This window comes from Variovorax sp. NFACC27, from assembly GCF_048301545.1.
Classification (GTDB): Bacteria; Pseudomonadota; Gammaproteobacteria; order Burkholderiales; family Burkholderiaceae_C; genus Variovorax; species Variovorax gossypii.
In genome coordinates this window covers 679,792-702,070 of sequence record NZ_CP157613.1, presented here as the reverse complement: position 1 = coordinate 702,070, position 22,279 = coordinate 679,792, and the positions used below count along the sequence as shown (strand labels likewise).

Here is a 22,279-nt window from a genome sequence, read left to right as displayed (position 1 = left end):
CGGGCGCCGGCATTGCGTTGGAATGAGGGAAGAAGGAGCCGCGCAGCTTATCAGCAGCCGCGCGCGCCGACGCATGCGCTCAGGCGACCTGGGTGGATTGCCAGCCGGCAATGAGGTCGTGCAGGGCAGTTGCGTCGGTGCTGGACTTGATCTGTTCGCGCAGGCTGGCGTCGCTCAGCAGCTCGGCGATTTCGGAAAGGATTTCGAGGTGCTTCTGCGTGGCCGCTTCAGGCACCAGCAGGAAGATCAGGAGCGCGACGGGTTGCTCGTCGGGGGCGTCGAAGCCGATGGGATTGGCCAGCTGGAACACGGCTGCCATCGGCGACTTGAGGCCCTTGATGCGGCCATGCGGAATGGCGACGCCGTGGCCCAGACCGGTGGAGCCGAGGCGCTCGCGCGCGAAGAGGCTGTCGGTGATGAGGGCACGGCCCAGACCGTGAAGGCTTTCGAACAGCAGGCCGGCTTCTTCGAAAGCACGTTTCTTGCTGGTAGCGTCAACGCTCACGAGCACTTGAGCGGGCGGCAGGATGGACGCGAGGCGATTCATGGTGGGTGCAGAGCGGGGGCGATTATGCACCCGCCTGGTAAAAACCCCCAGTCCCCCTATTTACTTTCTGTCTACATGTTGCCCAGAGGCCTCGCGCTCTCCTCTGGGCGCCTGCCAAAAGACCCAGCGTCACAGTCGGAAAAACGAAAGGCCGCCCGGAGGCGGCCTTCGATGCGAGCCCTGGGGCTCTCTCTTACATCAGGCGCTTGGGTGCCGCGTGATGGTGGTCCTGCAGGCGGTCCTTGTGGCGCACCACCTGACGGTCGAGCTTGTCGACCAGTTCATCGACCGCAGCGTAGAGATCAGCGTGGCTCGACTCCGCGAACATGTCATTGCCCTTGACGTGGATGTTGCATTCCGCCCTTTGGCGGCGTTCCTTTTCCTTCTGCTTTTCCACCGTGAGGATCACCTTTACATCGACCACCTGGTCGAAGTGTCGGATGACCCGGTCCAGCTTGCTCGTGACGTAGGTGCGCAAGGCAGGTGTGACGTCGAGGTGATGACCGCTGATCGTCAAATTCATGAATGACCTCCTGGAATTGACGGTTGGGGAAATGACCGCGCCGCAGGATGCGGTTTGGCCGGCGAAACGGGAGTTCTCTTGGGGGTAGGGAAAGGGAGGAAGGGGGAGGGGAAGAAGAGGAGAAAGAGGGGACGGTCGATTCACTATGCCCAAGCTGTCACGGTATTGCAATACCTGAGTTGCCCGGGGTTTTGCCGCCTCTTGAGCAGCTTTTCACACGCTAGCGAATCGATAGCTGCGGGCACGCGCGGGGCTGGCGATGCCGCGCGTTCGAAACAAGTGTTTCAGCGCCGCGCGGCCGGTGACCCTGCCGCCGGAAGGGCCAGCCGCCCTGCCCGCCCATGCAGCCGCCCGCTCAGCGCCAGGCAGCGCGCATCCTGTTTCGCAGGTCGATCACCGCGCTGGGCGGCGGCACGGCCGGCGGGCGCTCGGGCGGAGGCGGCCAGGTCTGCTGCTCGAAGCCTTCCAGGTCGACGTCGGCGATGAAGCGCGTGCGGTTGGCGTACATGTGCCTGTCGCCTCGCGCCGCCTGCTGCGTGACGTAGAAGCGCTGCGGCACCAGCAGGTGCAGGTGGTCGCGGGCCCGGGTCATCGCGACGTAGAGCAGCCGGCGCTCCTCTTCCAGCTCGTGCGCGCTCTGCGCCACGTCGGCCGGCAGGCAGCCATCGACCACGTTGAGCACATGCACCGAATTCCACTCCTGCCCCTTTGCCGAGTGGATGGTGGAGAGGATCAGGTAGTCCTCGTCGAGCAGCGGCGGCCCCGGCCGGTCGCTGGTGGCTTCGGGCGGATCGAGCGTGAGTTCGGTGAGGAAGCGCTCGCGCGAGGCATACCCGGCCGCGAGGCGCGCGAGCTGTTCCACGTCGGCGCGCCGCACGCCGGAGGTGTCCTCGTACAGGCGCTCCAGGTGCGGCAGGTACCAGTCCATCGCCAGCTCGACGTCGGCCGGCCACTTGAGCCCCGGCGCGCGCAGGGCGGCATAGGCTTCGACGAAGTCGGCCCATTGCGCGCGGGCGGCCGAAGGCGGCACGAACTCGCGCACGGCCGCGGCCGGGTCGGCGGCCTGCTCCATCGTGTCGAGCAGGCGTGCGCTGGTGGCGGGGCCGATGCCCGGTATCAGCTGCGTCACCCTGAACCCCGCCATGCGCCCGCGCGGGTTCTGCGCGAAGCGCAGCACCGCGAGCAGATCCTTCACGTGCGAGGCCTCGAGAAACTTGAGCCCGCCGAACTTCACGAACGGGATGTTGCGCCGCGCCAGCTCGAGCTCGAGCGCCGCGCTGTGCGTCGAGGTGCGGAACAGCACCGCCTGCGACTTCAGCGCCAGCCCGCCCTCGCGATGCGCCAGCACCTTGTCGGCCACCCAGCGCGCCTGCCCGGCCTCGTCGGGCACGAGCACCAGCAGCGGCTTGCCGGCCGAGGGCTTGTCGGTCCAAAGCGTCTTGGCATGCCGCTCGGCGGCCTGCGCGATCACGCGATTCGACACATCGAGGATCGGCTGCGTCGAGCGGTAGTTGCGCTCCAGCGTGACCACGCGCGCCTCCTGCGCGAACTGCGAAGGGAAGTCGAGGATGTTGCGCACCGTGGCGCCGCGAAAGGAATAGATCGACTGCGCGTCGTCCCCCACCACCGTCACGCCGCGTCCGTCGGGCTTCAGCGCCAGCAGGATCGAGGCCTGCAGCAGGTTGGTGTCCTGGTACTCGTCGACCAGCACATGGTCGAAGCGTCCGCCGATGTGCGCGGCCAGCGCGGGTTCGGCGGCCATCTCGGCCCAGTAGAGCAGCAGGTCGTCGTAGTCGAGCACGTTCTGCCGCTGCTTGGCCTCGACATACGCGCCGAACAGCTTCTTCAGCTCGGCCTCCCATTCGTCGCACCAGGGAAAGGCCTCCTTCAGCACGTCGGCCAGCGGCGCGCGGGTGTTCACGCAGCGCGAGTAGATCGACAGGCAGGTGCCCTTGCGCGGAAAGCGGTTGACGGTGGAAGACAGGCCGAGCTCGTGGCGCACCAGCCCCATCAGGTCTTCGGCGTCGCCGCGGTCGTGGATGGTGAAGTTCTCGTCGAGCCCGATCTGCGGCGCGTACTCGCGCAGCAGCCGCGCGCCGACGGCGTGGAAGGTGCCGGCCCACGGCAGCGCGGGCGGCGCCTCGGACTTCAGGCCCAGCACCTGCGCCAGCACCCGGCCGGCGCGGCGCTCCATCTCCTGCGCGGCACGGCGAGAGAAGGTCAGCAGCAGCAGGCGCTGCGGATCGATGCCGCCGGCGATGAGGGTTGCGACGCGGTGCGCCAGCGTGCTGGTCTTGCCCGAGCCGGCGCCCGCGATGACGAGCAGCGGCCGCTCGTCGCGCCCGGCGGTGGCCGCGCTCACGCCGTGCTCGACCGCCGCGCGCTGCGCCTCGTTGAGCGAGGCGAGCGCGTCGGCCAGGCGTTCGGCCTGGGTCTTCGGCACGGCCGGAAAAACGGGGAGCGCAGTGGTCTGCATGGCGCACGACTTTACTGTATGCCCGTCCAGTCCGGCCACCTCGTCGACATATGAGCGGTGACATAATCGCGCCTCGCTGCAACCGGAGATTTTTCCTATGGAAACCGCCCCGTCTCGGCAGCTTTCAACTCCCTTTCGCTGACGCCTTTTCTGCGCTTCCTGCGCACGTCGGGCCGGGGAATTGAAAGCGCCCCTCCCCTCGCCCACCGTCCAGTCATCTCCGGGAGTGAGCCCAATGCTCAACATCTTCACGCTCGCCAACGGCCGCCTCGTCCAGGAAGAGATCGAGGCCCTCGAAGAGCTCTCCAAGTTCCAGCCGATCTGGGTCGACCTCGAATCGCCCACGCTCGAGGAAAAGCGCTGGATCAAGCAGTACTACGGCCTGTCCATTCCCGAAGACGCGATGGACGAGGACATCGAGGAGTCGGCCCGCTTCTACGAGGAAGACAACGGCGAGCTGCACATCCGCTCCGACTTCCTGATCGACGACGACGAGGCTCCGCGCGCGGTGCGCGTCGCCTTCATCCTCAACCAGCACAACACCGACCTGCGCAGCCGCGGCGTGCTGTTCTCGATCCACGACGAGGACGTGCCCGTGTTCCGCCTGCTGCGCATGCGCGCGCGCCGCGCACCGGGGCTGATCGAGGACGCCAAGGAAGTCATGCTCAAGCTCTTCGACGCCGACGCCGAGTACTCGGCCGACTCGCTGGAGAACATCTACGACGAACTCGAGGCGGCCAGCAAGAAGGTGCTCTCGGGCAACGTCAGCGACGAGCTGGCCGGCGAGGTGCTCGGCGCCATCGCCCGGCAGGAAGACCTGAACGGCCGCATCCGCCGCAACGTGATGGACACGCGCCGCGCGGTCAGCTTCATGATGCGCAGCAAGATGCTCAACGCCGAGCAGTTCGAGGAAGCGCGCCAGATCCTGCGCGACATCGAGTCGCTGGACAACCACACGGCCTTCCTCTTCGACAAGATCAACTTCCTGATGGATGCGACCGTCGGTTTCATCAACATCAACCAGAACAAGACCATCAAGATCTTCTCGGTGGCCAGCGTCGCGCTGCTGCCGCCGACGCTGATCGCCAGCATCTACGGCATGAACTTCAAGTTCATGCCCGAGCTCGACTGGGCCATGGGCTACCCGTATGCCATCGTGCTGATGGCGGCCAGCGCGCTGGTGCCCATGTGGTACTTCCGCCGGCGCGGCTGGCTGAAGTAGGCACGAGCAACGGGCGGGGGCCGGCCCCCGGCCCCGGGGTGCTAGAGTGGCCGGCAGCCAGGCGCTGACCGGAGAGCCACAGTGCGCAGACTTCGTTTCCTCACCAACCGCCATCGCGCGCCGTCCACCAACGCCGCGCTGGGCCTGCTGCTGGCCTTCAACGCCGGCGCCGTCAATGCGGGCGGCTTCCTCGTGCTGCACATGTACACCTCGCACATGACCGGCTTCGCCTCTCAGCTGGCGGACGGCATGGTGCTGGGAAACGTCAAGCTGCTGCTGAATGCGCTGGGCGCGATCCTGGCCTTCGTGACCGGCGCGGCCGTCTGCGCGGTGCTCGTGAACTGGGGCCGGCAGCACCGCATGCACGGCGTTTACGCGCTGCCGCTGATGCTCGAGGCGGCGCTGATGTTTCCCTTCGGGCTCATGGGCGCCATCACGCTGACCTGGGCGACGCCGTTCGCGGTGCCGCTCACCGTGCTGCTGCTGTCCTTCATCATGGGCCTGCAGAACGCGGTGGCGTCCAAGACCTCGGGCGGCAGCATCCGCACCACCCACATGACCGGCAACATCACCGACATGGGCATCGAGATCGGCAAGATGCTCTACTGGAACCGCCGCTCGAAGTCGGCACCGTCGCCGGCCCTTGTCGTGCGCCACGACCGCAGCCGCATGCGCCGCGCCGGCGGTCTGGTCGGCATGTTCGTGCTCGGCGGCGCGGTGGGCGCGCTGGGCTTCAAGTACGTGGGCTTCGTCTGCGTGGTGCCGCTGGCCGCGCTGCTGCTCGCGCTGTCGATCCCGCCGCTGCTGCGCGACATTCCGCGCCGCCGCACGCCCTCGCTCAGCTGAGCTCCCGCGGCGACAACGAAGCCAGCCACGCATCGACGAGCGCGAGGCTGTAGCGGCTCGCCACCGCGACGACGAAGCGTGAGAAGTCGCCGTGCGCGGCATCGTCGGCCCGGTCGGAGATCGTCCGCATCGCCGCGAAGGGCACGCCGTAGTCATGGCACACCTGCGCCACCGACGCTCCCTCCATCTCGACCGCGAGCGCATCGGGCAAGGCGCGCTGCAGCGCCGCGCTCTCGGCAGTAGTCGAGACGAACCTGTCGCCGCTCACCAGCAGGCCCCGATGCACCCTCGGCGAACGAAGGCCGAACTCGTCGACGGCCTCCTGCCCCAGCAATGCCACCGGATCGCGCAGCGTCGTTTCGGCAACGGCCGCCAGTGCATCGGCCATGGCCGCATCGGCTGCGAAGCGCGACAGGCCCATCAACGGCACCTCGTACTTCGGGAAGATCGGCGAGGCGTCGAGGTCATGCTGCAGCAGTTGCGTCGCGACCACCACGTCACCCACGTTCACGCCCGGCGCAAGCCCGCCCGCGACGCCGGTGAACACGATGGCCCGCACGCCGAAGCGCTCCAGCAGCACCGTGGCCGTGATTGCCGCGGCGACCTTGCCGATGCGCGACAGCACCGCGACCACCGGCTGGCCATGCAGATGGCCCACCCAGAAGTCGCGGCCCGCGACGCGAACGCGCTGCTCGTCGGGCATCAGCGCGAGGAGCGCGCCCAACTCCTCGTGCATGGCCGCGACGATGGCGATGGGCGCGCGTGACAGAGAGCTCAAGCTACTTCTCTTTCCAGGAACACCGCGGAACCGGCTTTGCCGGGCCACAGGTGTTGCCCCCTGCAAGGGAGTTGGCGTAGCGACACGAAGTGCGCGAAGCCTGGGGGGTTTACTTGATGTCCACGCCGTAGAAGGTGTGGCGGCCGAAGGGGCTGAGCTTGAAGTCGATCACTTCCTTGCGCACCGGCTTCAGCTGCACCGCGTGCGCGATGGTGAACCACGGTGCCTGCTCCTTGAAGATCAGCTGGGCCTTCTTGTAGAGCGCGTCGCGGTCGGCCTGCTTGGTCGCGCTCTTGGCCTTCACCACGAGGTCTTCGTACGGCTGGTAGCAGAACTTCGAGATGTTGCTGCCGCTGGCCGACTTGGCCGACGAGCAGCCCAGCAGCGTGTAGAGGAAGTTGTCGGGGTCGCCGTTGTCGCCGGTCCAGCCCAGCATGCCCATCTGGTGCTCGCCGGCCTGCAAGCGCTTGCGGTACTCGCCCCACTCGAAGCTCTTGATCTCGGCCTTGACGTTGATCTTGGCCAGGTCGGCCTGCATCAGCTCGGCGATGCGCTTGGCGTTCGGGTTGTAAGGGCGCTGCACCGGCATGGCCCACAGGTCGGTCGAGAAGCCGTCGGGGAAGCCGGCCTGCGCCAGCAGCTTCTTCGCGGCTTCGGGATCGTACGGATCGTCCTTCACCGCGTCGTTGTAGGACCACATGGTCGGCGGGATCGGGTTCTTCGCCGCCACGCCGGTCGACAGGTACACGCCGTCGATGATGGCCTTCTTGTTGATCGCCATGTTGATGGCCTTGCGCACGCGCACGTCGTCGAAGGGCTTCTTCGTCGTGTTGTACGAGAGGTAGCCCACGTTCAGGCCGGGCTGCTCCAGTAGTTGCACGTTCGGGTCCTTGCGGATCGCGTCGAGGTCGGCCGGGTTCGGGTACGGCATGACGTGGCACTCGCCCTTCTGCAGCTTGGCCCAGCGCACCGACGCGTCGGGCGTGATCGCGAACACGAGGTCGTCGATCTTGGCCTTGCCGCCCCAGTACTGCGGGAAGGCCTTGAAGCGGATGATCGCGTCCTTCTGGTACTGCACCAGGTAGAAGGGACCGGTGCCGATCGGGTCCTGGTCGACCTTCTCGGGCGTGCCGGCCTTCAGCATCGCGATGGCGTATTCCTTCGACTGGATGCCCGCGTACTGCATCGCCAGGTTCGCGAGGAACGGCGCCTCGGGCTGGTTCAGCACGATCTTCACGGTGTAGTCGTCGATGCGGTCCACCGTCTTCAGCAGCTTGGGCATGCCCATGTCGTTGAAGTACGAGTGGTTCTGGCTCGTCACCTTGAAGAAGGGATCGCTCTCCTTCCACTGCCGCTCCAGCATGAAGATGAAGTCGTCGGCGTTGAAGTCGCGCGTGGGCTTGAAGCTCTTGCTCGTGGTGTGCCACTTCACGCCCTTGCGCAGGTGGAAGGTGTAGACCGTGCCGTCGGCCGAGATGTCCCATTTCTCGGCGAGGCCGGGCACGACCTTGGTGCCGCCGCGCTCGAACTCGACGATGGTGTTGTAGACCTGCGTGGTCACGTCGAACGAGGTGCCGGTGGTGTTCATCCCCGGATAGAAATTCTCGGGACTGCCTTCCGAGCAATACACCAGCGTCTTGGCGGACACCGCGCCGCAGGCCAGGGTAAGGGCTGCAAGCGCTGTCGGTGCCAGGAGCGCCAGGCTTCGTGAGCGGCGCGAAACGGTGGGCTGGGTCTTCATGTGGACTCCTTGATACACGGTTGAAAAAACTGCGAGAACGGAAACGAAAGCGGAAACTGAAACGGAAAGGACACTAGGAATTCGTCGCCATCGCGATGGCGGCGGAGGGAACATCGGCACGCACCAGCGGCGCGCCTTCGAGGAACTTCTCTGAAAAGTGGCAGGCCACCAGCCGCTCGTCGAGCATGCGCGGCAGCGGCCTTTCTTCGCGGCAGCGCTGCTCCACATGCGGGCAGCGCGTGCTGAACACGCAGCCCGACGGCGGATTCAGCGGCGACGGCAGTTCGCCCTTGAGCACGATGCGCTGGCTGCTCAGGCCCGGCGTCGAGGCCAGCAGCGCCTGCGTGTACGGATGCAGCGGCCGCGCGAAGATGCGCGACTTCGGGCCCTGCTCCACCGCATGGCCGAGGTACATCACGAGCACGTCGTGCGCGATGTGCCGCACCACGCCGAGGTCGTGCGAGATGAAGAGGTACGCGAGGCCCAGCTCGGCCTGCAGGTCGGCCAGCAGGTTGAGCACCTGCGCCTGGATCGACACGTCGAGCGCCGACACCGGCTCGTCGGCCACCAGCAGGCGCGGGTTCAGCATCAACGCGCGCGCGATGGCGATGCGCTGGCGCTGCCCGCCCGAGAACATGTGCGGATAGCGGTTGGCGTACTCGGGCCGCAGGCCCACGCGCGCGAGCATGTCGCGGGCCTTCGCGGCGCGCTCGGGCTTGCCCATGCTCGTGTTGATGGCCAGCGGATCCTCGAGCACCGTCGAGATCTTCTTGCGCGGATTGAGCGAGCCGTACGGGTTCTGGAACACCAGCTGCACCGCCTGGCGCAGCTCCCGCTTGCGCTCGGCGGGCGTGTCGACCGCATCGGCGCCGACCAGCGTGAGCTGACCCGCCGTCGGCTTCTCGATCAGCGAGACCATGCGCGCCAGCGTCGACTTGCCGCAGCCCGATTCGCCGACCACGGCCAGCGTGCGGCCGCGCTCGATGCGAAAGGAAATGTCGCCCACGGCACGCAGGTGCGAAGGCGCGCGGAACAGCCCGCGGCGGACGTCGTAGGTGCGCTGGAGGTTCTTCGCCTCGACGACCACTTCGGTCGAAGCATGGGTGGAGGCCGCGCTCATGCCGCCACCTCCGCGGCCTGCCGCTTCGGCGGATCGCTCGCGATGGCCTCCCTGCGCCCAGGATCGCCGAGCGGAAAGTGGCAGCGCACCTCGGCGCCATGCGATTCCCTCAGCGTCGGCCGCACCTGGCAGGCGCGCTCGGTGACGTAGCCGCAGCGCGGCGCGAACAGGCAACCTGCCGGCCGGTCGTGCACGCCGGGCACCACGCCGCTGATGGTGGCGAGCCGCCCCTCGGGCGCGGCGCGCTCGGGCAGCGCCGCGAGCAGCGCCTCGGTGTAGGGATGCTGCGGCGAGGCGAAGAGCCTATCGACGCGCTGGTGCTCCATCACCTGGCCCGCGTACATCACGGCGATGCGCTGCGCCATCTCGCTGACCACGCCCATGTTGTGCGTGATGAGCACCAGCGCCATGCCGCGCTCCTTCTGCAAGTCGCGCAGCAGGTCGAGGATCTGCGCCTGGATGGTCACGTCGAGCGCGGTGGTCGGCTCGTCGGCGATCAGCAGGCGCGGGTTGCAGGCAATGGCCATCGCGATCATCACGCGCTGGTTCATGCCGCCCGAGAGCTGGTGCGGAAAGCTGCCCAGGCGCGATGACGCTGCCGGAATGCCGACCTGCTCCAGCAGTTCGGTGGCGCGTTTCTTTGCTTCGCGCTTGTCGAGCTTCAGGTGCAGCCGCAGCGTCTCCATCAGCTGGAAGCCGATGGTGAAGCAGGGGTTGAGGCTGGTGGTCGGCTCCTGGAAGATCATCGCGACTTCCTTGCCGACCAGCGCGCGGCGCGCCTTGTCGGAAATGCCGAGCAGGTCGTTGCCCGCGAAGCGCATGTGGTCCGCGCGCACGCGGCCCGGAAAGCCGACGAGGCCCATCAGCGCCATCATCGTGACGCTCTTGCCCGAGCCCGATTCACCGACGATGCCGAGCACCTCGCCTTCTTCGAGACTGAGGCTCACGCCGTCTACCGCATGCAGCACGCCCCCTTGAGTCGGGAACTCGACGTGCAGATCCTTGATGTCAAGCAAAGGCATCTTTTCTCTCCTTTGCTTCAGCGCTTGAGCTTGGGGTCCAGCGCATCGCGCAGGCCATCGCCCAGAAGATTGAAAGCCAGCACGGCCGCGAGGATCGCCATGCCGGGGAAGGTGACCACCCACCATGCGCGCAGCACGAATTCGCGCGCGTCGGCCAGCATCGTTCCCCACTCGGGCGAAGGCGGCTGCGCGCCGAGGCCGAGGAAGCCGAGCGCCGCCGCGTCGAGGATGGCGGTGGAGATGCCGAGCGAAGCCTGCACGATCAGCGGCGCGGCGCAGTTGGGCAGCACCTCGCTGAACATCAGCCGCAGCGTGCCGGCGCCGCTCACGCGCGCGGCGGTCACGTAGTCGCGCGAGACCTCGGCGATGACGGCGGCGCGCGTGATGCGCACGTAGTGCGGCAGCACCACGATGGCCACCGCGAGCATCGCGTTGATGAGCCCCGGCCCGAGGATCGCGACGATCACGATGGCCAGCAGCAGGCTGGGCAGCGTGAGCACGATGTCCATCAGCCGCATGATCGCGATCTCGAGCACGCCGCGGAAGAAGCCCGCGATCAGCCCGAGCACGATGCCGACGACCACCGACAGCGCCACCACCGCGACGCCGATCGACAGCGACAGGCGCGCGCCGTACATGAGCCGCGAAAGAATGTCGCGGCCGATGGCGTCGGTGCCCAGCAGGTAGCTCATGGAGCCGCCCTGCTGCCACGCCGGCGGCTGCAGGAAGGCGGCGCTGTTGGTCTCGTTGGGTGCGTGCGGCGCAATCCACGGTGCGAACAGCGCGACCAGCAGCAGCACGACGATGGTGGCGAGCCCGATGACCGCGCCGCGGTTGGCCGAGAAGGCCGTCCAGAACTCGCGCCAGGGGCCGGGAGGGGCGGCGCTTTTCACGCCGTTCGAAATGATCTGTGTCGAGGCCATGAGCTCAGCGCCGGATGCGGGGATTGATGACGCCGTAAGCCACGTCGACGAGAAGATTCACGAGCATCACGATGCCGCCGAGCAGCAGCATGCCTCCCTGCAGCACCGGGTAGTCGCGCCGGCCGATGGCCTCGATGAGCCACTTGCCGACGCCGGGCCAGGAGAAGATGGTCTCGGTGAGGATCGCGCCCGTGAAGAGCACGCCCACCTGCAGGCCGATGACCGTCACGACCGGGATGAGCGCATTGCGCAGCGCATGCAGCCCGACCACGCGCAAGCGCGAGAGGCCTTTGGCGCGCGCGGTGCGGATGTAGTCCTCGCCCAGCACCTCGAGCATGGCCGAGCGCGTCATGCGAGCGATGACCGCGAGCGGCACGGTGCCGAGCACCACGGCCGGCAGCACGAGGTGATGCAGCGCCGACCAGAAGGCGCCGGTGTCGCCGGCGCGCAATGCGTCGATCAGCAGGAAGCCGGTGTCGGGCTCGACGTAGTACTGCACCGCGATGCGGCCCGACACGGGCGTCCATCCGAGCTGCACCGAGAAGAACAGGATCAGCAGCAGCCCCCACCAGAAGATCGGCATCGAGTAGCCGGTGAGCGAGGTGGCCATCACGCCGTGGTCGAAGATGGAATTGCGCCGCACCGCCGCGAGGATGCCGGCCGGCAGGCCGAGCAGCAGCGCGAAGAGAATTGCGCACACCGCGAGTTCGACCGTGGCCGGAAAGAGCGAGAGGAACTCGCTCATCACCGTGTCCTGCGTGATGAGCGACTTGCCGAGATCGCCGTGCAGCACGCGGGCGATGTAGATGCCGTACTGCACGATCACCGGCTTGTCGAAGCCGTAGGCGGTGCGCAGCTCGGCATGGCGCGCGGGGTCGATTCCGCGCTCGCCGGCCATTGTTTCGATAGGGTCACCCGGCACGAGCCGGATGAGGAAGAAGGCGAGCAATGTCATGCCGAAGAAGGTCGGCACCAACAGACTCAAACGGGTAAAGACAAACCTGAGCATCGACCCGCGAATATGCAAGATCGATGCCTCGGCCCCACCCGGGCCGAACCCTTATTCCAGCACTTACTTCTTGGCGTCGCGCAGCTCGCGGCGAAGGATCTTGCCGACCGGCGTCTTCGGCATGTCGGTACGAAACTCTACGATGCGCGGCTGCTTGTAACCCGTAAGGTTTGCTCTGCAGTATTCGCGCACCTGCGCTTCGGTGAGTGAAGGGTCTTTCTTCACGATCACGAGCTTCACGGCCTCGCCGGTCTTGTCGTCGGGCACGCCGACCGCGGCGCACTCGAGCACGCCCGGAATGAGTGCGACCACATCCTCGATCTCGTTCGGGTACACGTTGAAGCCCGACACCAGGATCATGTCCTTCTTGCGGTCGACCACCTTGAAGTAGCCGCGCTCGTCGACCACGCCGATGTCGCCGCTCTTGAAGTAGCCGTCGGCCGTCATGACCTTGGCGGTCTCGTCGGGACGCTGCCAGTAGCCGGCCATCACCTGCGGGCCCTTGATCGCGATTTCGCCGCGCTCGCCGACGGGCACTTCGTTGCCGTCGTCGTCGAGCAGCTTGAGCCAGGTGCTCGGCAGCGGCAGGCCGATGGTGCCGGTGTAGGCCGTGCTGTTGGTCGGGTTGCAGGTGGCCGAGGGCGAGGTTTCGGAGAGGCCGTAGCCCTCGCAGATCGGGCAGCCGGTCTTCTCGAGCCAGAGCTTCGCGACAGCGGCCTGCACCGCCATGCCGCCGCCGACCGAGACCTTGAGGTTCTTCCAGTTGACGGTGTTGAAGTCGGGATGGTTCGCGAGGCCGTTGAACAGCGTGTTGACGGCCGGGAAGCTGTGGATGGTGTGCTTGGAGAGTTCCTTCAGCACGCCGGGAATGTCGCGCGGATTCGGGATCAGGATCAGCTTGCCGCCCGTGCGCATGCTCAGCATCATGCCGACCGTGAACGCGAAGATGTGATACAGCGGCAGCGCGCACACGCCCGTGGGCTGCTCGTTGGCCGGCACCTTGTTCATGACCGGCTCGTTCCATGCCTCGGACTGCAGCACGTTGGCGATCACGTTGCGATGCAGGAGCACCGCGCCCTTCGATACACCAGTGGTGCCGCCGGTGTACTGCAGCACCGCCACGTCGTCGGGGCCGATGGCCACGGGCTTCGGCGAGGCGCTCGCGCCCTTGTCGAGCGCGTCGTTGAAGCGCACCGCGCCCGGCAGGCTGAAGGGAGGCACCAGCTTCTTGACGTTGCGCACCACGTAGTTGACGAGCGCGCCCTTCAGGAAGCCGAGGCGGTCGCCCATGGAGGCCAGCACGATGTGCTTGACCGGCGTGCTCGCGATGCATTGCTGCAGCGTGGTGCCGAAGTTCTCCATGATGACGATGGCCTTCGCGCCCGAGTCCTTGAGCTGGTGCTCGAGCTCGCGCGGCGTGTACAGCGGGTTCACGTTGACCAGGATCAGGCCGGCGCGCAGGATGCCGGCGACCGCGACCGGATACTGCGGGCAGTTCGGCATCATGACCGCGACGCGGTCTCCCTTGGCCAGGCCCAGGCCCTGCAGGTAGCCCGCGAACGACTTGCTCTGCCTGTCGGTCTCGGCATAGCTGATGTCCTTGCCCATGAAGCTGTAGGCCGTGCGGTCCGCGTACTTCGTGAAGCTCTCTTCCATGAGCGCGACCAGCGAGGGGTACTGCGAGGCGTCGATATCGGCAGGCACGCCCTGCGGATAGCTGCTGAGCCAGGGACGATCGGTCATTGTTTTGTCTCCTCCGGGAGTCGGACTGTTGAAAACGAAAACGGCGCACGAAGTGGCGCCGCGAAGAACTCGTCCGCTGCGCGGACGGGGACCTTCGGCCTATTCGATGGCCTTGCCCATATCTTCCACTACTTTTTTGGCATCGCCAAAGACCATCATGGTCTTGTCCATGTAGAAGAGCTCGTTGTCCAGGCCGGCATAACCAGCAGCCATGGAGCGCTTGTTGACGATGACGGTCTTGGCCTTGTAGGCCTCCAGGATCGGCATGCCGTAGATCGGGCTGCCCTTGGTGTGCGCGGCAGGGTTCACCACGTCGTTGGCGCCCAGGATGATCGCCACGTCGGCCTGACCGAACTCGCCGTTGATGTCTTCCATCTCGAACACCTGGTCGTAGGGCACTTCGGCCTCGGCCAGCAGCACGTTCATGTGGCCGGGCATGCGGCCCGCCACCGGGTGGATGGCGTACTTCACGGTGATGCCCTTCTCGACGAGCTTCTGCGCGAGTTCCTTCACCGCGTGCTGGGCACGGGCGACCGCCAGGCCGTAGCCGGGCACGATCACCACCGTCTCGGCGTTGCCGAGCACGAAGGCCGCGTCGTCGGCGCTGCCGCTCTTCACGGGGCGCTGCTCCTTCGCACCACCGGTGGCCGCGGTCGCGTCGCCGCCGAAGCCGCCCAGGATCACGTTGAAGAACGAGCGGTTCATGGCCTTGCACATGATGTAGCTCAGGATCGCGCCCGAGGAGCCCACCAGCGAACCGGCCACGATCAGCATCGCGTTGTTCAGGCTGAAGCCGATGCCCGCGGCCGCCCAGCCCGAGTAGCTGTTGAGCATCGACACCACCACCGGCATGTCGGCGCCGCCGATCGGGATGATGATGAGCACGCCCATCACGAAGGCCAGAGCCAGCATCGCGAAGAAGGCCGGCCAGCTTTCGGTGAACACGAACACCAGCCCCAGGCCTATGGTCGCCAGGCCCAGCACGAGGTTGAGCATGTGCTGGCCCGCGAACTGCACCGGCGCGCCCTGGAACAGGCGGAACTTGTACTTGCCCGAGAGTTTGCCGAAGGCGATGACCGAGCCGCTGAAGGTGATGGCGCCGATGGCCGCCCCCAGGAACAGCTCGAGCCGGTTGCCGCTCGGGATCGGATCACCCTTGAGCGCAATGCCAAAGGCATGAGGCTCGGCCACGGCGGCCACCGCGATGAACACCGCGGCCAGGCCGATCATGCTGTGCATGAAGGCGACCAGCTCGGGCATCTTGGTCATCTCGACCTTGTTGGCCATGTAGGCGCCCAGGCCGCCGCCGGCGACCAGCGCGACCAGCACGTAGGCCAGTCCGTTGAGATTGCCGCTGGCGAGCTTGTAGATCAGCGCGCCGGTGGTCAGCACGGCGATCGCCATGCCGGTCATGCCGAAGATGTTGCCGCGGATCGAAGTGGTGGGATGGCTCAGGCCCTTCAGGGCCTGGATGAAGCAGATGCTGGCGACGAGGTACAGCAGCGTGACGAGATTCATGCTCACTTGGCGGCTCCCTCGGCGTTGGCCGCGGGGGCGGCCTTCTTGTCCTTCTTCTTGAACATCTCCAGCATCCGCCGCGTGACGAGGAAGCCGCCGAAGACGTTCACCGCGGCCAGCGCCACGGCGAGCACGCCCATGGTCTTGCCCAGCGGCGTGTCGGTGAGCGCGGCCGCCAGCATGGCGCCCACGATCACGATGGCCGAGATGGCGTTGGTCACGGCCATCAGCGGCGTGTGCAGCGCTGGCGTGACGGTCCACACGACGTGGTAGCCGACGTAGATAGCCAGCACGAAGATGATCAGGTTGATGACTGTGTGAGAGACGATGTCCATGTTCTTCTCCTCGGCGGGCTGGGTTACTTCTTCGTGACCTGGCCGTCCTGCGTGACGCGGCAGGCGGCGACGATGTCGTCCTCGAGGTCGATCTTCAGCGCGCCCTCCTTGGTGACGATGAGCTTGAGAAAGTCGAGCACGTTGCGCGCGTAGAGCGCCGATGCGTCGGCCGCCACGAGCGCGGCGAGGTTGGTCTCGCCCACGATGGTCACGCCGTGCTTCACCACCGTCCTGTCGGCTTCCGACAGCGGGCAGTTGCCGCCCACACCGTCGGGGCCCTTGCCGGCCGCGATGTCGACGATGACGGAGCCCGGCTTCATCGACTTGACCATGTCCTCGGTGATGAGCGTCGGCGCGGCGCGGCCCGGGATGAGCGCGGTGCTGATGACCACGTCGGCCAGCGCCACGCGCTTGGCGACCTCGGCCTGCTGGCGGGTGAGCCAGCTCGCGGGCATGGGCCGCGCGTAGCCGCCGACGCCTTCGGCCGCGTCCTTCTCTTCCTGGGTTTCGTAGGGCACGTCGATGAACTTGCCGCCCAGCGACTCGATCTGCTCCTTGACGCTCGGGCGCACGTCGGACGCCTCGATGACCGCGCCCAGGCGCTTGGCGGTGGCGATGGCCTGCAGGCCCGCCACGCCCACGCCCAGGATGACGACGCGCGCTGCCTTCACGGTGCCGGCAGCGGTCATGAGCATGGGGAAGAAGCGCTGGTACTTGTCGGCCGCGATCATCACGGCCTTGTAGCCGGCGATGTTGGCCTGGGAGCTGAGCACGTCCATGCTCTGGGCGCGCGTGGTGCGCGGCGCGGCTTCGAGCGCGAAGCCGGTGACGCCGGCGGCGGCCAGGCGCTGCAGGCCGGCCGCGTCGAAGGGATTGAGCATGCCGATGACCACTGCGCCGGACTTCAGCAGCGAGGTTTCCGATTCGGTCGGGGTGCGCACCTTGAGCACCATGTCGGCGGAGAAGGCACCCGGTTGATCGGTGATCTCTGCACCTGCGGCCTGATAGGCGCCGTCGGTGACGCTGGCCGCGACGCCTGCCCCCGACTGCACCCGTACGGTGTGCCCTGAGGCGACAAGTTTCTTCACCGTCTCAGGTGTAACAGCCACGCGGGTTTCGCCTGCCAGTGTCTCGGCGGGCACGCCTATCAGCATAGAGATCTCCTCAGAGCAAGGGGCACAGGGGGAATGCCGGCAGCTTACAGCAAGATTACAGCCGATCGCTGTCGCCGGAGTGCTCTGTCGTTTTCATCCCAAAGCGTCGAGGAGCTTATGGTTACTATAACTTTCGCTATTCAATTGATAGCGAATTCGGGTATTCGATAGCGGTTTGCGAGAAGGCCGGCGCGTGTTTCCTCGGCATGCCGGACGGATTTCCGCCTGATTGCCCGGCCAAAGTACTTCCAATGCCTGACGGAAGCCCGTCGATCAAAATCTCCATTTGTATCCAACTGCTGCCAACTTCGTTAACAAGCAATCAGAAATCGGCGATTTGCGTGCATTATTTGCAAATCCAAAAACTTTACCTTAGTCGCAGATAGATACACTTCTACTAACAATCGCCAGTTCACGGAAGCTGACGAAGGGAGGAAGAAGGGGTAGGAATGCGAATCGCGGTACTCGATGAAGGTGTAGATCACTTCAAGCGGATCAATCAGACCATGGCGGCACTCGAGCACGAGTGCCATCCCTATACGGAAGGCAAGGCCCTGCTGCAGGCGATGCGCCGCCAGACCTTCGACCTGCTGATACTCGGCTGGAATCTCCCTGATATGAAGGGTCCTGAGGTGGTAGCGACCATCCGTCGGGATCTCAACAGCCGGCTTCCCATTCTTTTCGTGTCCGACAAGCCCGGCGAGGCCGACATGGTCGAGGGCCTCAACGCCGGCGCGGACGACTTCATGGCCAAGCCCGCCCGCGCCGGCGAGCTCGAAGCCCGCGTGAACGCGCTGCTGCGCCGCTCCTACCCGGCCCAGCACGAGGCGGAACTGGTCTTCGGGCCCTATCACTTCTATCCGCCGTCGCGCGTACTCAAGGTCCGCGGCGTGCAGGTCGAACTCAAGAACCGCGAATACGAGCTCGCGCTGTTCCTGTTCCAGAACCTCGGCCGGCTACTCTCGCGGGAGCATCTGCACGAAGCCGTCTGGGGCCTCGGCATCGAGGCGCTCTCGCGCTCGCTCGACACCCATATCTCGCGCCTGCGGACCAAGCTCGACCTGCGCCCCGCAAACGGCTTCCTGCTGCTGGCCATCTACGGCCTGGGCTACCGGCTCGAAACCATCGAAGCCGATGCGTTGCCCGGAGTCAACGTACGCTGACCCCGGAAATCTCAGCGGGCTAAAGTAACCTCCAGCGGCTAGCGCGGCAACCGACACGGCCGCCGCAAGAACGGGCGATGTGCCCGCCGCCACGAGGAACGAGACGAATGAATCCGATGATCCGGCTGCTGCTCGCCGCCACATTGCTCTGGAGCTGGCTCGGGCCGGCTGGCGCACAGGAAGTGGTGGAGGCCAGCGACATGGTGCGAGGCGGCATGCAGGCGATCGAGATGATCGACCAGGGCAAGGCCGGCGAACTTTGGGACGGCGCCGCCCCGGCCACGCGCAAGCGGGTGACGCGCGCCGACTTCGTCGGCCAGGTCGCCCGGAGCCGGGCACAGATCGGCGTGCCGCAGATGCGCACCTGGGTCTCGGTCAACCGCCAGGTCGTTGCCGCGCAAGACGGCGACACGGCCGGCCAGTATGTCAGCATCGAATACGAGACCCGGTTCGCGAGCAAGTCCGACGGCACGGTGCGCGAACTCGTGAGCTTCCATCTCGACCAGGACCGCGTCTGGCGCTTCAGCGGCTACGCACTGAAATAAGGAAAGGAGCCGAGAACATGGCAGGTCCGCGCTGGAAACCCAATGTCACCGTGGCCGCGGTGATCGAGCGCGACGGGCGCTTCCTGCTCGTCGAGGAGCAGACCAGCGACGGCCTTCGGCTCAACACGCCGGCCGGGCACCTGGACCCCGGCGAGTCGCCCGCCGAAGGCTGCGCGCGCGAAACGCTGGAAGAAACAGCCCATCATTTCACGCCAACGGCGCTCATCGGCATCTACATGGCGCGTTCCCGGCCGCTGGCGGAGCGCGGCGAAGACACGACCTACATGCGTTTCGCGTTCTCAGGCACCTTGGGCGCGTTCGAGGCAGGCCGCCCGCTCGACGAAGGCATCGTGCGCACCGTGTGGATGACTGCCGACGAAATCCGCGCCAGCGTCGCCCGGCACCGCAGCCCGCTGCTGCTGCAATGTGTCGAGGACCACCTGGCCGGCAAGCGCCACCCGCTGGACCTCGTTTACGTCGACGAATCGGTGCGGTCCGCGCCCTGACCGGCTGAAAAGGCTCAGACGATGACGCCGCCGCCAAGGCAGCGCTCGCCGTCGTAGAGCACGGCCGACTGCCCCGGAGTCACTGCCCACTGCGCTTCGCCGAAGCGCAGGCCGAAGGTGCCGGCATCTCCCGCATCCATCTCGCAGGCAGCATCCGCCTGCCGGTAGCGCGCCTTGGAGCCGTAGCCGCCCGGCACCGGCGGCTCACCGGAAATCCAGCTCGCGTCGTCCGCCTTCAGTTCAGACGACAGCAGCCACGGATGGTCGTGCCCCTGCACCACCCACAGCGTGTTCTTCTCGATGTCCTTGCGCGCCACGAACCACGGTGAGTGGTCGCCCGAACCGCGCTGCGCGCCCTTTTCCTTCACGCCGCCGATGCCCAGCCCCTGCCGCTGCCCCAGCGTGTAGAAGCTCAGCCCCTGGTGCTCGCCCAGCTTGCGGCCGCGGTCGTCCTTGATCGGACCCGGCTCCTTGGAGATGTAGCGGTTCAGGAATTCGCGGAACGGCCGCTCGCCGATGAAGCAGATGCCGGTCGAGTCCTTTTTCTTCGCGTTGGGCAGGCCGATTTCCTCGGCGATGCGGCGCACTTCGGTCTTGTGCAGCTCGCCGACCGGGAACATCGTCTTCGACAGCTGCGCCTGGTTCAGGCGGTGCAGGAAGTAGCTCTGGTCCTTCGAGGGATCGAGCCCCTTGAGCAGCTCGTGCCTGCCGGTCGCCTCGTTCAGCCGCACGCGGGCGTAGTGGCCGGTGGCGATCTTCTCGGCGCCCAGCCGCATGGCGTGGTCGAGGAAGGCCTTGAACTTGATCTCGGCATTGCACAGCACGTCGGGGTTGGGCGTGCGGCCGGCCTTGTACTCGCGCAGGAACTCGGCGAACACGCGGTCCTTGTAGTCGGCCGCGAAGTTGACGTGCTCGATCTCGATGCCCAGCACGTCGGCCACGCTGGCGGCGTCCACGAAGTCGATGTTCGACGAGCAGTACTCGCTGTCGTCGTCGTCTTCCCAGTTCTTCATGAAGATGCCGACCACCTCGTGCCCCTGCTGCTTGAGCAGGTGCGCCGTCACCGCGGAGTCCACTCCGCCGCTCAGTCCCACAACGATCCGATGCTTTGCCATAAGCCCCCTATTGTCCCAGCCCCGCGGAAGGGGCTTCCGGCGTGTGGGAAATCGGGAAAACCCGTGTCGCCGGTTTGTCAGCTTGCGGGTTCGCGGCGCGAAGGCCGGCGCTACAGTGACTCCGGATGAAGGCGGCACAGATCCGCCAGGCGATTTGCAACGGACAACAACCAGCGGAGACAAGACGCATGGCCACCCCTTCCCCAGCTTCCCCCGCCGCATCCTTCGGCGACAGCACTCCCTGGACACGCGCCTACCCGCCCGGCATGCGCTGGGACGCGGAGCTTCCCGTGAAGCCGGTCCAGCAGATGCTCGACGAGGCCGTCGAACGCTGGCCCGACCGGTCGGCCGTCGAGTTCATGGGCCAGGCCATCACCTACCGCGAGCTCGGTGCCGCGGTCGAACGTGCCGCCAAGGGCCTGCAGGACCTGGGCGTGAAGCCCGGCGTACACGTCGGCCTCTACCTGCCGAACACGCCGCACTACCCCATCGCCTTCTTCGCGGTGCTGAAGGCCGGCGGCACGGTGGTGAACTACTCCCCGCTGGACGCCGAGCGCGTGCTGGCCCACAAGATCGAGGACAGCCGCACCGACATCCTGGTCACGCTCGACCTCGTCAACCTGTACCCGCAGATGGCGCGCCTGCTCGACAACTCGCGCCTGAAGACGCTGGTGGTCGGCAGCCTCGGCGACTACGGCGCCATGGGCGACAAGGTGCAGGCCCAGCTGCAGGGCGCCGGCCAGATCGCCCCGGTGCCCGTCGATGAACGGCACGTGCGCTTCACCGATCTGCTCAAGAGCGAAGGCACGCACAAGACCCATTCGCTGGGCGACCTCGCCGAAGAGATCGTGGTGCTGCAGTACACCGGCGGCACCACCGGCCTGCCCAAGGGCGCGATGCTCACGCACGCCAACCTCACGTCGGCCTCCGCGCAGTACTACGAATCGACCAAGGGCGATCCGCCCATCCTGGCCGAAGGCACCGAGCGCTTCCTGGTGGTGCTGCCGCTCTTCCACATCTTCGCGCTCAGCGCGGCGATGCTGCTCGGCGTGCGCCTTGGCGCGGCTCTGGTGCTGCACACGCGCTTCGACGTCGACGCGGTGATGAACGAGCTCGCCGCCAGCCGGATCAGCGTGTTCCCCGGCGTGCCGACGATGTACACCGCGATCCTCTCGCACCCCAAGGCGAAGGAGATGGACCTGCGCTCGCTGAAGTTCTGCGGCTCCGGCGGCGCGCCGCTGCCGGTGGAAGTGGAGCAGCGCTTCTTCGAGCTCACAGGCTGCCACCTCAACGAGGGCTGGGGCATGACCGAGACCTCGCCCGTGGGCACCTTCACGCCCGCGCGCGGCCTGCGCAAGGCGGGCTCGTGCGGCATGCCGCTGCCGCGAGTGCGCATCAAGCTCGTGAGCCTGGACGATCCGACGCAGGACATCACCGCCTTCGGCGAAGCGGGCGAGCTCTGCATCAAGGGCCCGAACGTGATGAAGGGCTACTGGAACAACCCCAAGGCCACGGCCGAGTCGATGACGGCCGACGGCTACTTCCGCAGCGGCGACGTCGCGAAGATGGACTCCGACGGCTACCTCTACATCGTCGACCGCACCAAGGACATGCTGCTGTGCGGCGGCTACAACGTCTACCCGCGCGTGCTGGAAGAGGCGGTGTACGAGCACCCTTCGGTGGCCGAGGTCTGCGTGATCGGCATTCCCGACGAGTACCGCGGCCAGTCGCCCAAGGCCTTCGTGAAGCTGAAGGACGGCGCGCCCGGACTGACGCTCGACGAGCTCAAGTCATTCCTGAAGAACCGCCTCGGCAAGCACGAGATGATCGGCGCGCTGGAGATCCGCGCCGAGCTGCCCAAGACGCCGGTGGGCAAGCTCTCGAAGAAGGATCTGGTGGACGAGGAAGCCCGCAAGCGGGCGGCGTAGCAGCGGAGCCGCACACCGCTCTTTCGTGGAACACCGAGGAACCGGCTTTGCCGGGCCTCAGGTGT

Annotated in this window: 20 protein-coding genes; 6 read left to right on the top strand and 14 right to left on the bottom strand. The window is 66.5% G+C overall.

All coding sequences use genetic code 11. The annotated features are described in order from the left end of the window. Positions 1–79 precede the first annotated feature (79 nt). The 3 genes from ABL840_RS03235 to ABL840_RS03225 form a co-directional block, all read right to left on the bottom strand. Entirely contained in the window at positions 80–547 is a 468-nt protein-coding gene (locus ABL840_RS03235; RefSeq protein ID WP_019655574.1) for a PTS sugar transporter subunit IIA, read from the bottom strand. 193 nt (positions 548–740) lie between these two features. Beyond that, on the bottom strand, positions 741–1,070 hold the full coding sequence (gene hpf / locus ABL840_RS03230) for a ribosome hibernation-promoting factor, HPF/YfiA family (RefSeq protein ID WP_019655573.1): 330 nt from the start codon (positions 1,068–1,070) through the stop codon (positions 741–743). A 355-nt stretch (positions 1,071–1,425) separates the two neighbouring features. Then, positions 1,426–3,546, bottom strand: coding sequence for an ATP-dependent helicase (locus ABL840_RS03225; RefSeq protein WP_093301537.1), 2,121 nt, complete (start codon positions 3,544–3,546; stop codon positions 1,426–1,428). Positions 3,547–3,781: 235 nt separating this feature from the next. Here ABL840_RS03225 and corA point away from each other — a divergent pair, with 235 nt between their 5' ends. Beyond that, positions 3,782–4,768 (top strand): magnesium/cobalt transporter CorA, encoded by a 987-nt coding sequence (gene corA / locus ABL840_RS03220; protein WP_093203758.1) that lies wholly within the window; start codon positions 3,782–3,784, stop codon positions 4,766–4,768. Between the two features lie 81 nt (positions 4,769–4,849). Further along, positions 4,850–5,614: a YoaK family protein gene (locus ABL840_RS03215; protein WP_093203755.1), complete on the top strand. Its 765-nt coding sequence runs from the start codon at positions 4,850–4,852 to the stop codon at positions 5,612–5,614. On the opposite strand, the gene ABL840_RS03210 is transcribed toward ABL840_RS03215, so the two are convergent. The 10 genes from ABL840_RS03210 to ABL840_RS03165 form a co-directional block, all read right to left on the bottom strand. Beyond that, complete coding sequence (locus ABL840_RS03210; protein ID WP_371287187.1) at positions 5,607–6,350, bottom strand: 5'-methylthioadenosine/adenosylhomocysteine nucleosidase; 744 nt, start codon at positions 6,348–6,350, stop codon at positions 5,607–5,609. The genes ABL840_RS03215 and ABL840_RS03210 overlap by 8 nt on opposite strands. 151 nt (positions 6,351–6,501) lie before the next feature. After that, positions 6,502–8,133 (bottom strand): ABC transporter substrate-binding protein, encoded by a 1,632-nt coding sequence (locus tag ABL840_RS03205; protein WP_093203750.1) that lies wholly within the window; start codon positions 8,131–8,133, stop codon positions 6,502–6,504. 73 nt (positions 8,134–8,206) lie between these two features. Then, positions 8,207–9,253 (bottom strand): dipeptide ABC transporter ATP-binding protein, encoded by a 1,047-nt coding sequence (locus ABL840_RS03200; protein ID WP_093301536.1) that lies wholly within the window; start codon positions 9,251–9,253, stop codon positions 8,207–8,209. Next, positions 9,250–10,275, bottom strand: a complete 1,026-nt coding sequence (locus tag ABL840_RS03195; RefSeq protein ID WP_093301534.1) for an ABC transporter ATP-binding protein — start codon at positions 10,273–10,275, stop codon at positions 9,250–9,252. Before ABL840_RS03195 ends, ABL840_RS03200 begins: the two co-directional genes overlap by 4 nt. Positions 10,276–10,292: 17 nt before the next feature. Continuing rightward, on the bottom strand, positions 10,293–11,198 hold the full coding sequence (locus tag ABL840_RS03190) for an ABC transporter permease subunit (protein WP_093203742.1): 906 nt from the start codon (positions 11,196–11,198) through the stop codon (positions 10,293–10,295). Between the two features lie 4 nt (positions 11,199–11,202). Beyond that, a complete protein-coding gene (locus ABL840_RS03185; protein WP_093301533.1) occupies positions 11,203–12,207 on the bottom strand; it encodes an ABC transporter permease subunit in 1,005 nt (334 codons plus the stop codon). A 63-nt stretch (positions 12,208–12,270) separates the two neighbouring features. Then, positions 12,271–13,950, bottom strand: coding sequence for a long-chain-fatty-acid--CoA ligase (locus ABL840_RS03180; RefSeq protein WP_093203737.1), 1,680 nt, complete (start codon positions 13,948–13,950; stop codon positions 12,271–12,273). Positions 13,951–14,049: 99 nt separating this feature from the next. Further along, positions 14,050–15,474 (bottom strand): NAD(P)(+) transhydrogenase (Re/Si-specific) subunit beta, encoded by a 1,425-nt coding sequence (locus ABL840_RS03175; RefSeq protein ID WP_093301531.1) that lies wholly within the window; start codon positions 15,472–15,474, stop codon positions 14,050–14,052. After that, complete coding sequence (locus ABL840_RS03170) at positions 15,471–15,803, bottom strand: NAD(P) transhydrogenase subunit alpha (protein WP_093203732.1); 333 nt, start codon at positions 15,801–15,803, stop codon at positions 15,471–15,473. The genes ABL840_RS03175 and ABL840_RS03170 overlap by 4 nt, the downstream gene beginning before the upstream one ends. A 23-nt stretch (positions 15,804–15,826) precedes the next feature. Next, positions 15,827–16,957 carry a Re/Si-specific NAD(P)(+) transhydrogenase subunit alpha gene (locus tag ABL840_RS03165; protein WP_093301530.1) on the bottom strand — a complete coding sequence of 377 codons (1,131 nt, stop codon included), beginning with the start codon at positions 16,955–16,957 and terminating at the stop codon, positions 15,827–15,829. A 449-nt stretch (positions 16,958–17,406) separates the two neighbouring features. Here ABL840_RS03165 and ABL840_RS03160 point away from each other — a divergent pair, with 449 nt between their 5' ends. From ABL840_RS03160 to ABL840_RS03150, 3 genes are all read left to right on the top strand, one after another. After that, a complete protein-coding gene (locus tag ABL840_RS03160) occupies positions 17,407–18,120 on the top strand; it encodes a response regulator transcription factor (protein ID WP_093203727.1) in 714 nt (237 codons plus the stop codon). A gap of 107 nt (positions 18,121–18,227) precedes the next feature. Next, the gene (locus tag ABL840_RS03155) at positions 18,228–18,665 is read left to right on the top strand and encodes a DUF4019 domain-containing protein (RefSeq protein WP_093301528.1); all 438 of its coding nucleotides are present in this window, start codon (positions 18,228–18,230) and stop codon (positions 18,663–18,665) included. A 17-nt stretch (positions 18,666–18,682) separates the two neighbouring features. Continuing rightward, positions 18,683–19,171, top strand: coding sequence for an NUDIX hydrolase (locus ABL840_RS03150; RefSeq protein ID WP_093301527.1), 489 nt, complete (start codon positions 18,683–18,685; stop codon positions 19,169–19,171). A 14-nt stretch (positions 19,172–19,185) separates the two neighbouring features. Here ABL840_RS03150 and mnmA read toward each other — a convergent pair whose 3' ends face one another. Next, positions 19,186–20,286, bottom strand: coding sequence for a tRNA 2-thiouridine(34) synthase MnmA (mnmA, locus tag ABL840_RS03145; protein WP_093203719.1), 1,101 nt, complete (start codon positions 20,284–20,286; stop codon positions 19,186–19,188). A gap of 188 nt (positions 20,287–20,474) precedes the next feature. On the opposite strand from mnmA, the gene ABL840_RS03140 reads away from it, so the two are divergent. Continuing rightward, entirely contained in the window at positions 20,475–22,214 is a 1,740-nt protein-coding gene (locus tag ABL840_RS03140; protein ID WP_093301525.1) for a long-chain-fatty-acid--CoA ligase, read from the top strand. Positions 22,215–22,279 lie beyond the last annotated feature (65 nt).

Coding starts and splice junctions, on each gene's coding strand:
- hpf (WP_019655573.1), bottom strand. CDS start 1,070: ATGAATTTGACGATCAGCGGTCATCACCTCGACGTCACACCTGCCTTG.
- ABL840_RS03185 (WP_093301533.1), bottom strand. CDS start 12,207: ATGCTCAGGTTTGTCTTTACCCGTTTGAGTCTGTTGGTGCCGACCTTC.
- ABL840_RS03210 (WP_371287187.1), bottom strand. CDS start 6,350: ATGCACGAGGAGTTGGGCGCGCTCCTCGCGCTGATGCCCGACGAGCAG.
- ABL840_RS03170 (WP_093203732.1), bottom strand. CDS start 15,803: ATGGACATCGTCTCTCACACAGTCATCAACCTGATCATCTTCGTGCTG.
- ABL840_RS03200 (WP_093301536.1), bottom strand. CDS start 9,253: ATGAGCGCGGCCTCCACCCATGCTTCGACCGAAGTGGTCGTCGAGGCG.
- ABL840_RS03155 (WP_093301528.1), top strand. CDS start 18,228: ATGAATCCGATGATCCGGCTGCTGCTCGCCGCCACATTGCTCTGGAGC.
- ABL840_RS03205 (WP_093203750.1), bottom strand. CDS start 8,133: ATGAAGACCCAGCCCACCGTTTCGCGCCGCTCACGAAGCCTGGCGCTC.
- ABL840_RS03165 (WP_093301530.1), bottom strand. CDS start 16,957: ATGCTGATAGGCGTGCCCGCCGAGACACTGGCAGGCGAAACCCGCGTG.
- ABL840_RS03195 (WP_093301534.1), bottom strand. CDS start 10,275: ATGCCTTTGCTTGACATCAAGGATCTGCACGTCGAGTTCCCGACTCAA.
- ABL840_RS03180 (WP_093203737.1), bottom strand. CDS start 13,950: ATGACCGATCGTCCCTGGCTCAGCAGCTATCCGCAGGGCGTGCCTGCC.
- ABL840_RS03235 (WP_019655574.1), bottom strand. CDS start 547: ATGAATCGCCTCGCGTCCATCCTGCCGCCCGCTCAAGTGCTCGTGAGC.
- ABL840_RS03140 (WP_093301525.1), top strand. CDS start 20,475: ATGGCCACCCCTTCCCCAGCTTCCCCCGCCGCATCCTTCGGCGACAGC.
- corA (WP_093203758.1), top strand. CDS start 3,782: ATGCTCAACATCTTCACGCTCGCCAACGGCCGCCTCGTCCAGGAAGAG.
- mnmA (WP_093203719.1), bottom strand. CDS start 20,286: ATGGCAAAGCATCGGATCGTTGTGGGACTGAGCGGCGGAGTGGACTCC.
- ABL840_RS03190 (WP_093203742.1), bottom strand. CDS start 11,198: ATGGCCTCGACACAGATCATTTCGAACGGCGTGAAAAGCGCCGCCCCT.
- ABL840_RS03150 (WP_093301527.1), top strand. CDS start 18,683: ATGGCAGGTCCGCGCTGGAAACCCAATGTCACCGTGGCCGCGGTGATC.
- ABL840_RS03160 (WP_093203727.1), top strand. CDS start 17,407: ATGCGAATCGCGGTACTCGATGAAGGTGTAGATCACTTCAAGCGGATC.
- ABL840_RS03225 (WP_093301537.1), bottom strand. CDS start 3,546: ATGCAGACCACTGCGCTCCCCGTTTTTCCGGCCGTGCCGAAGACCCAG.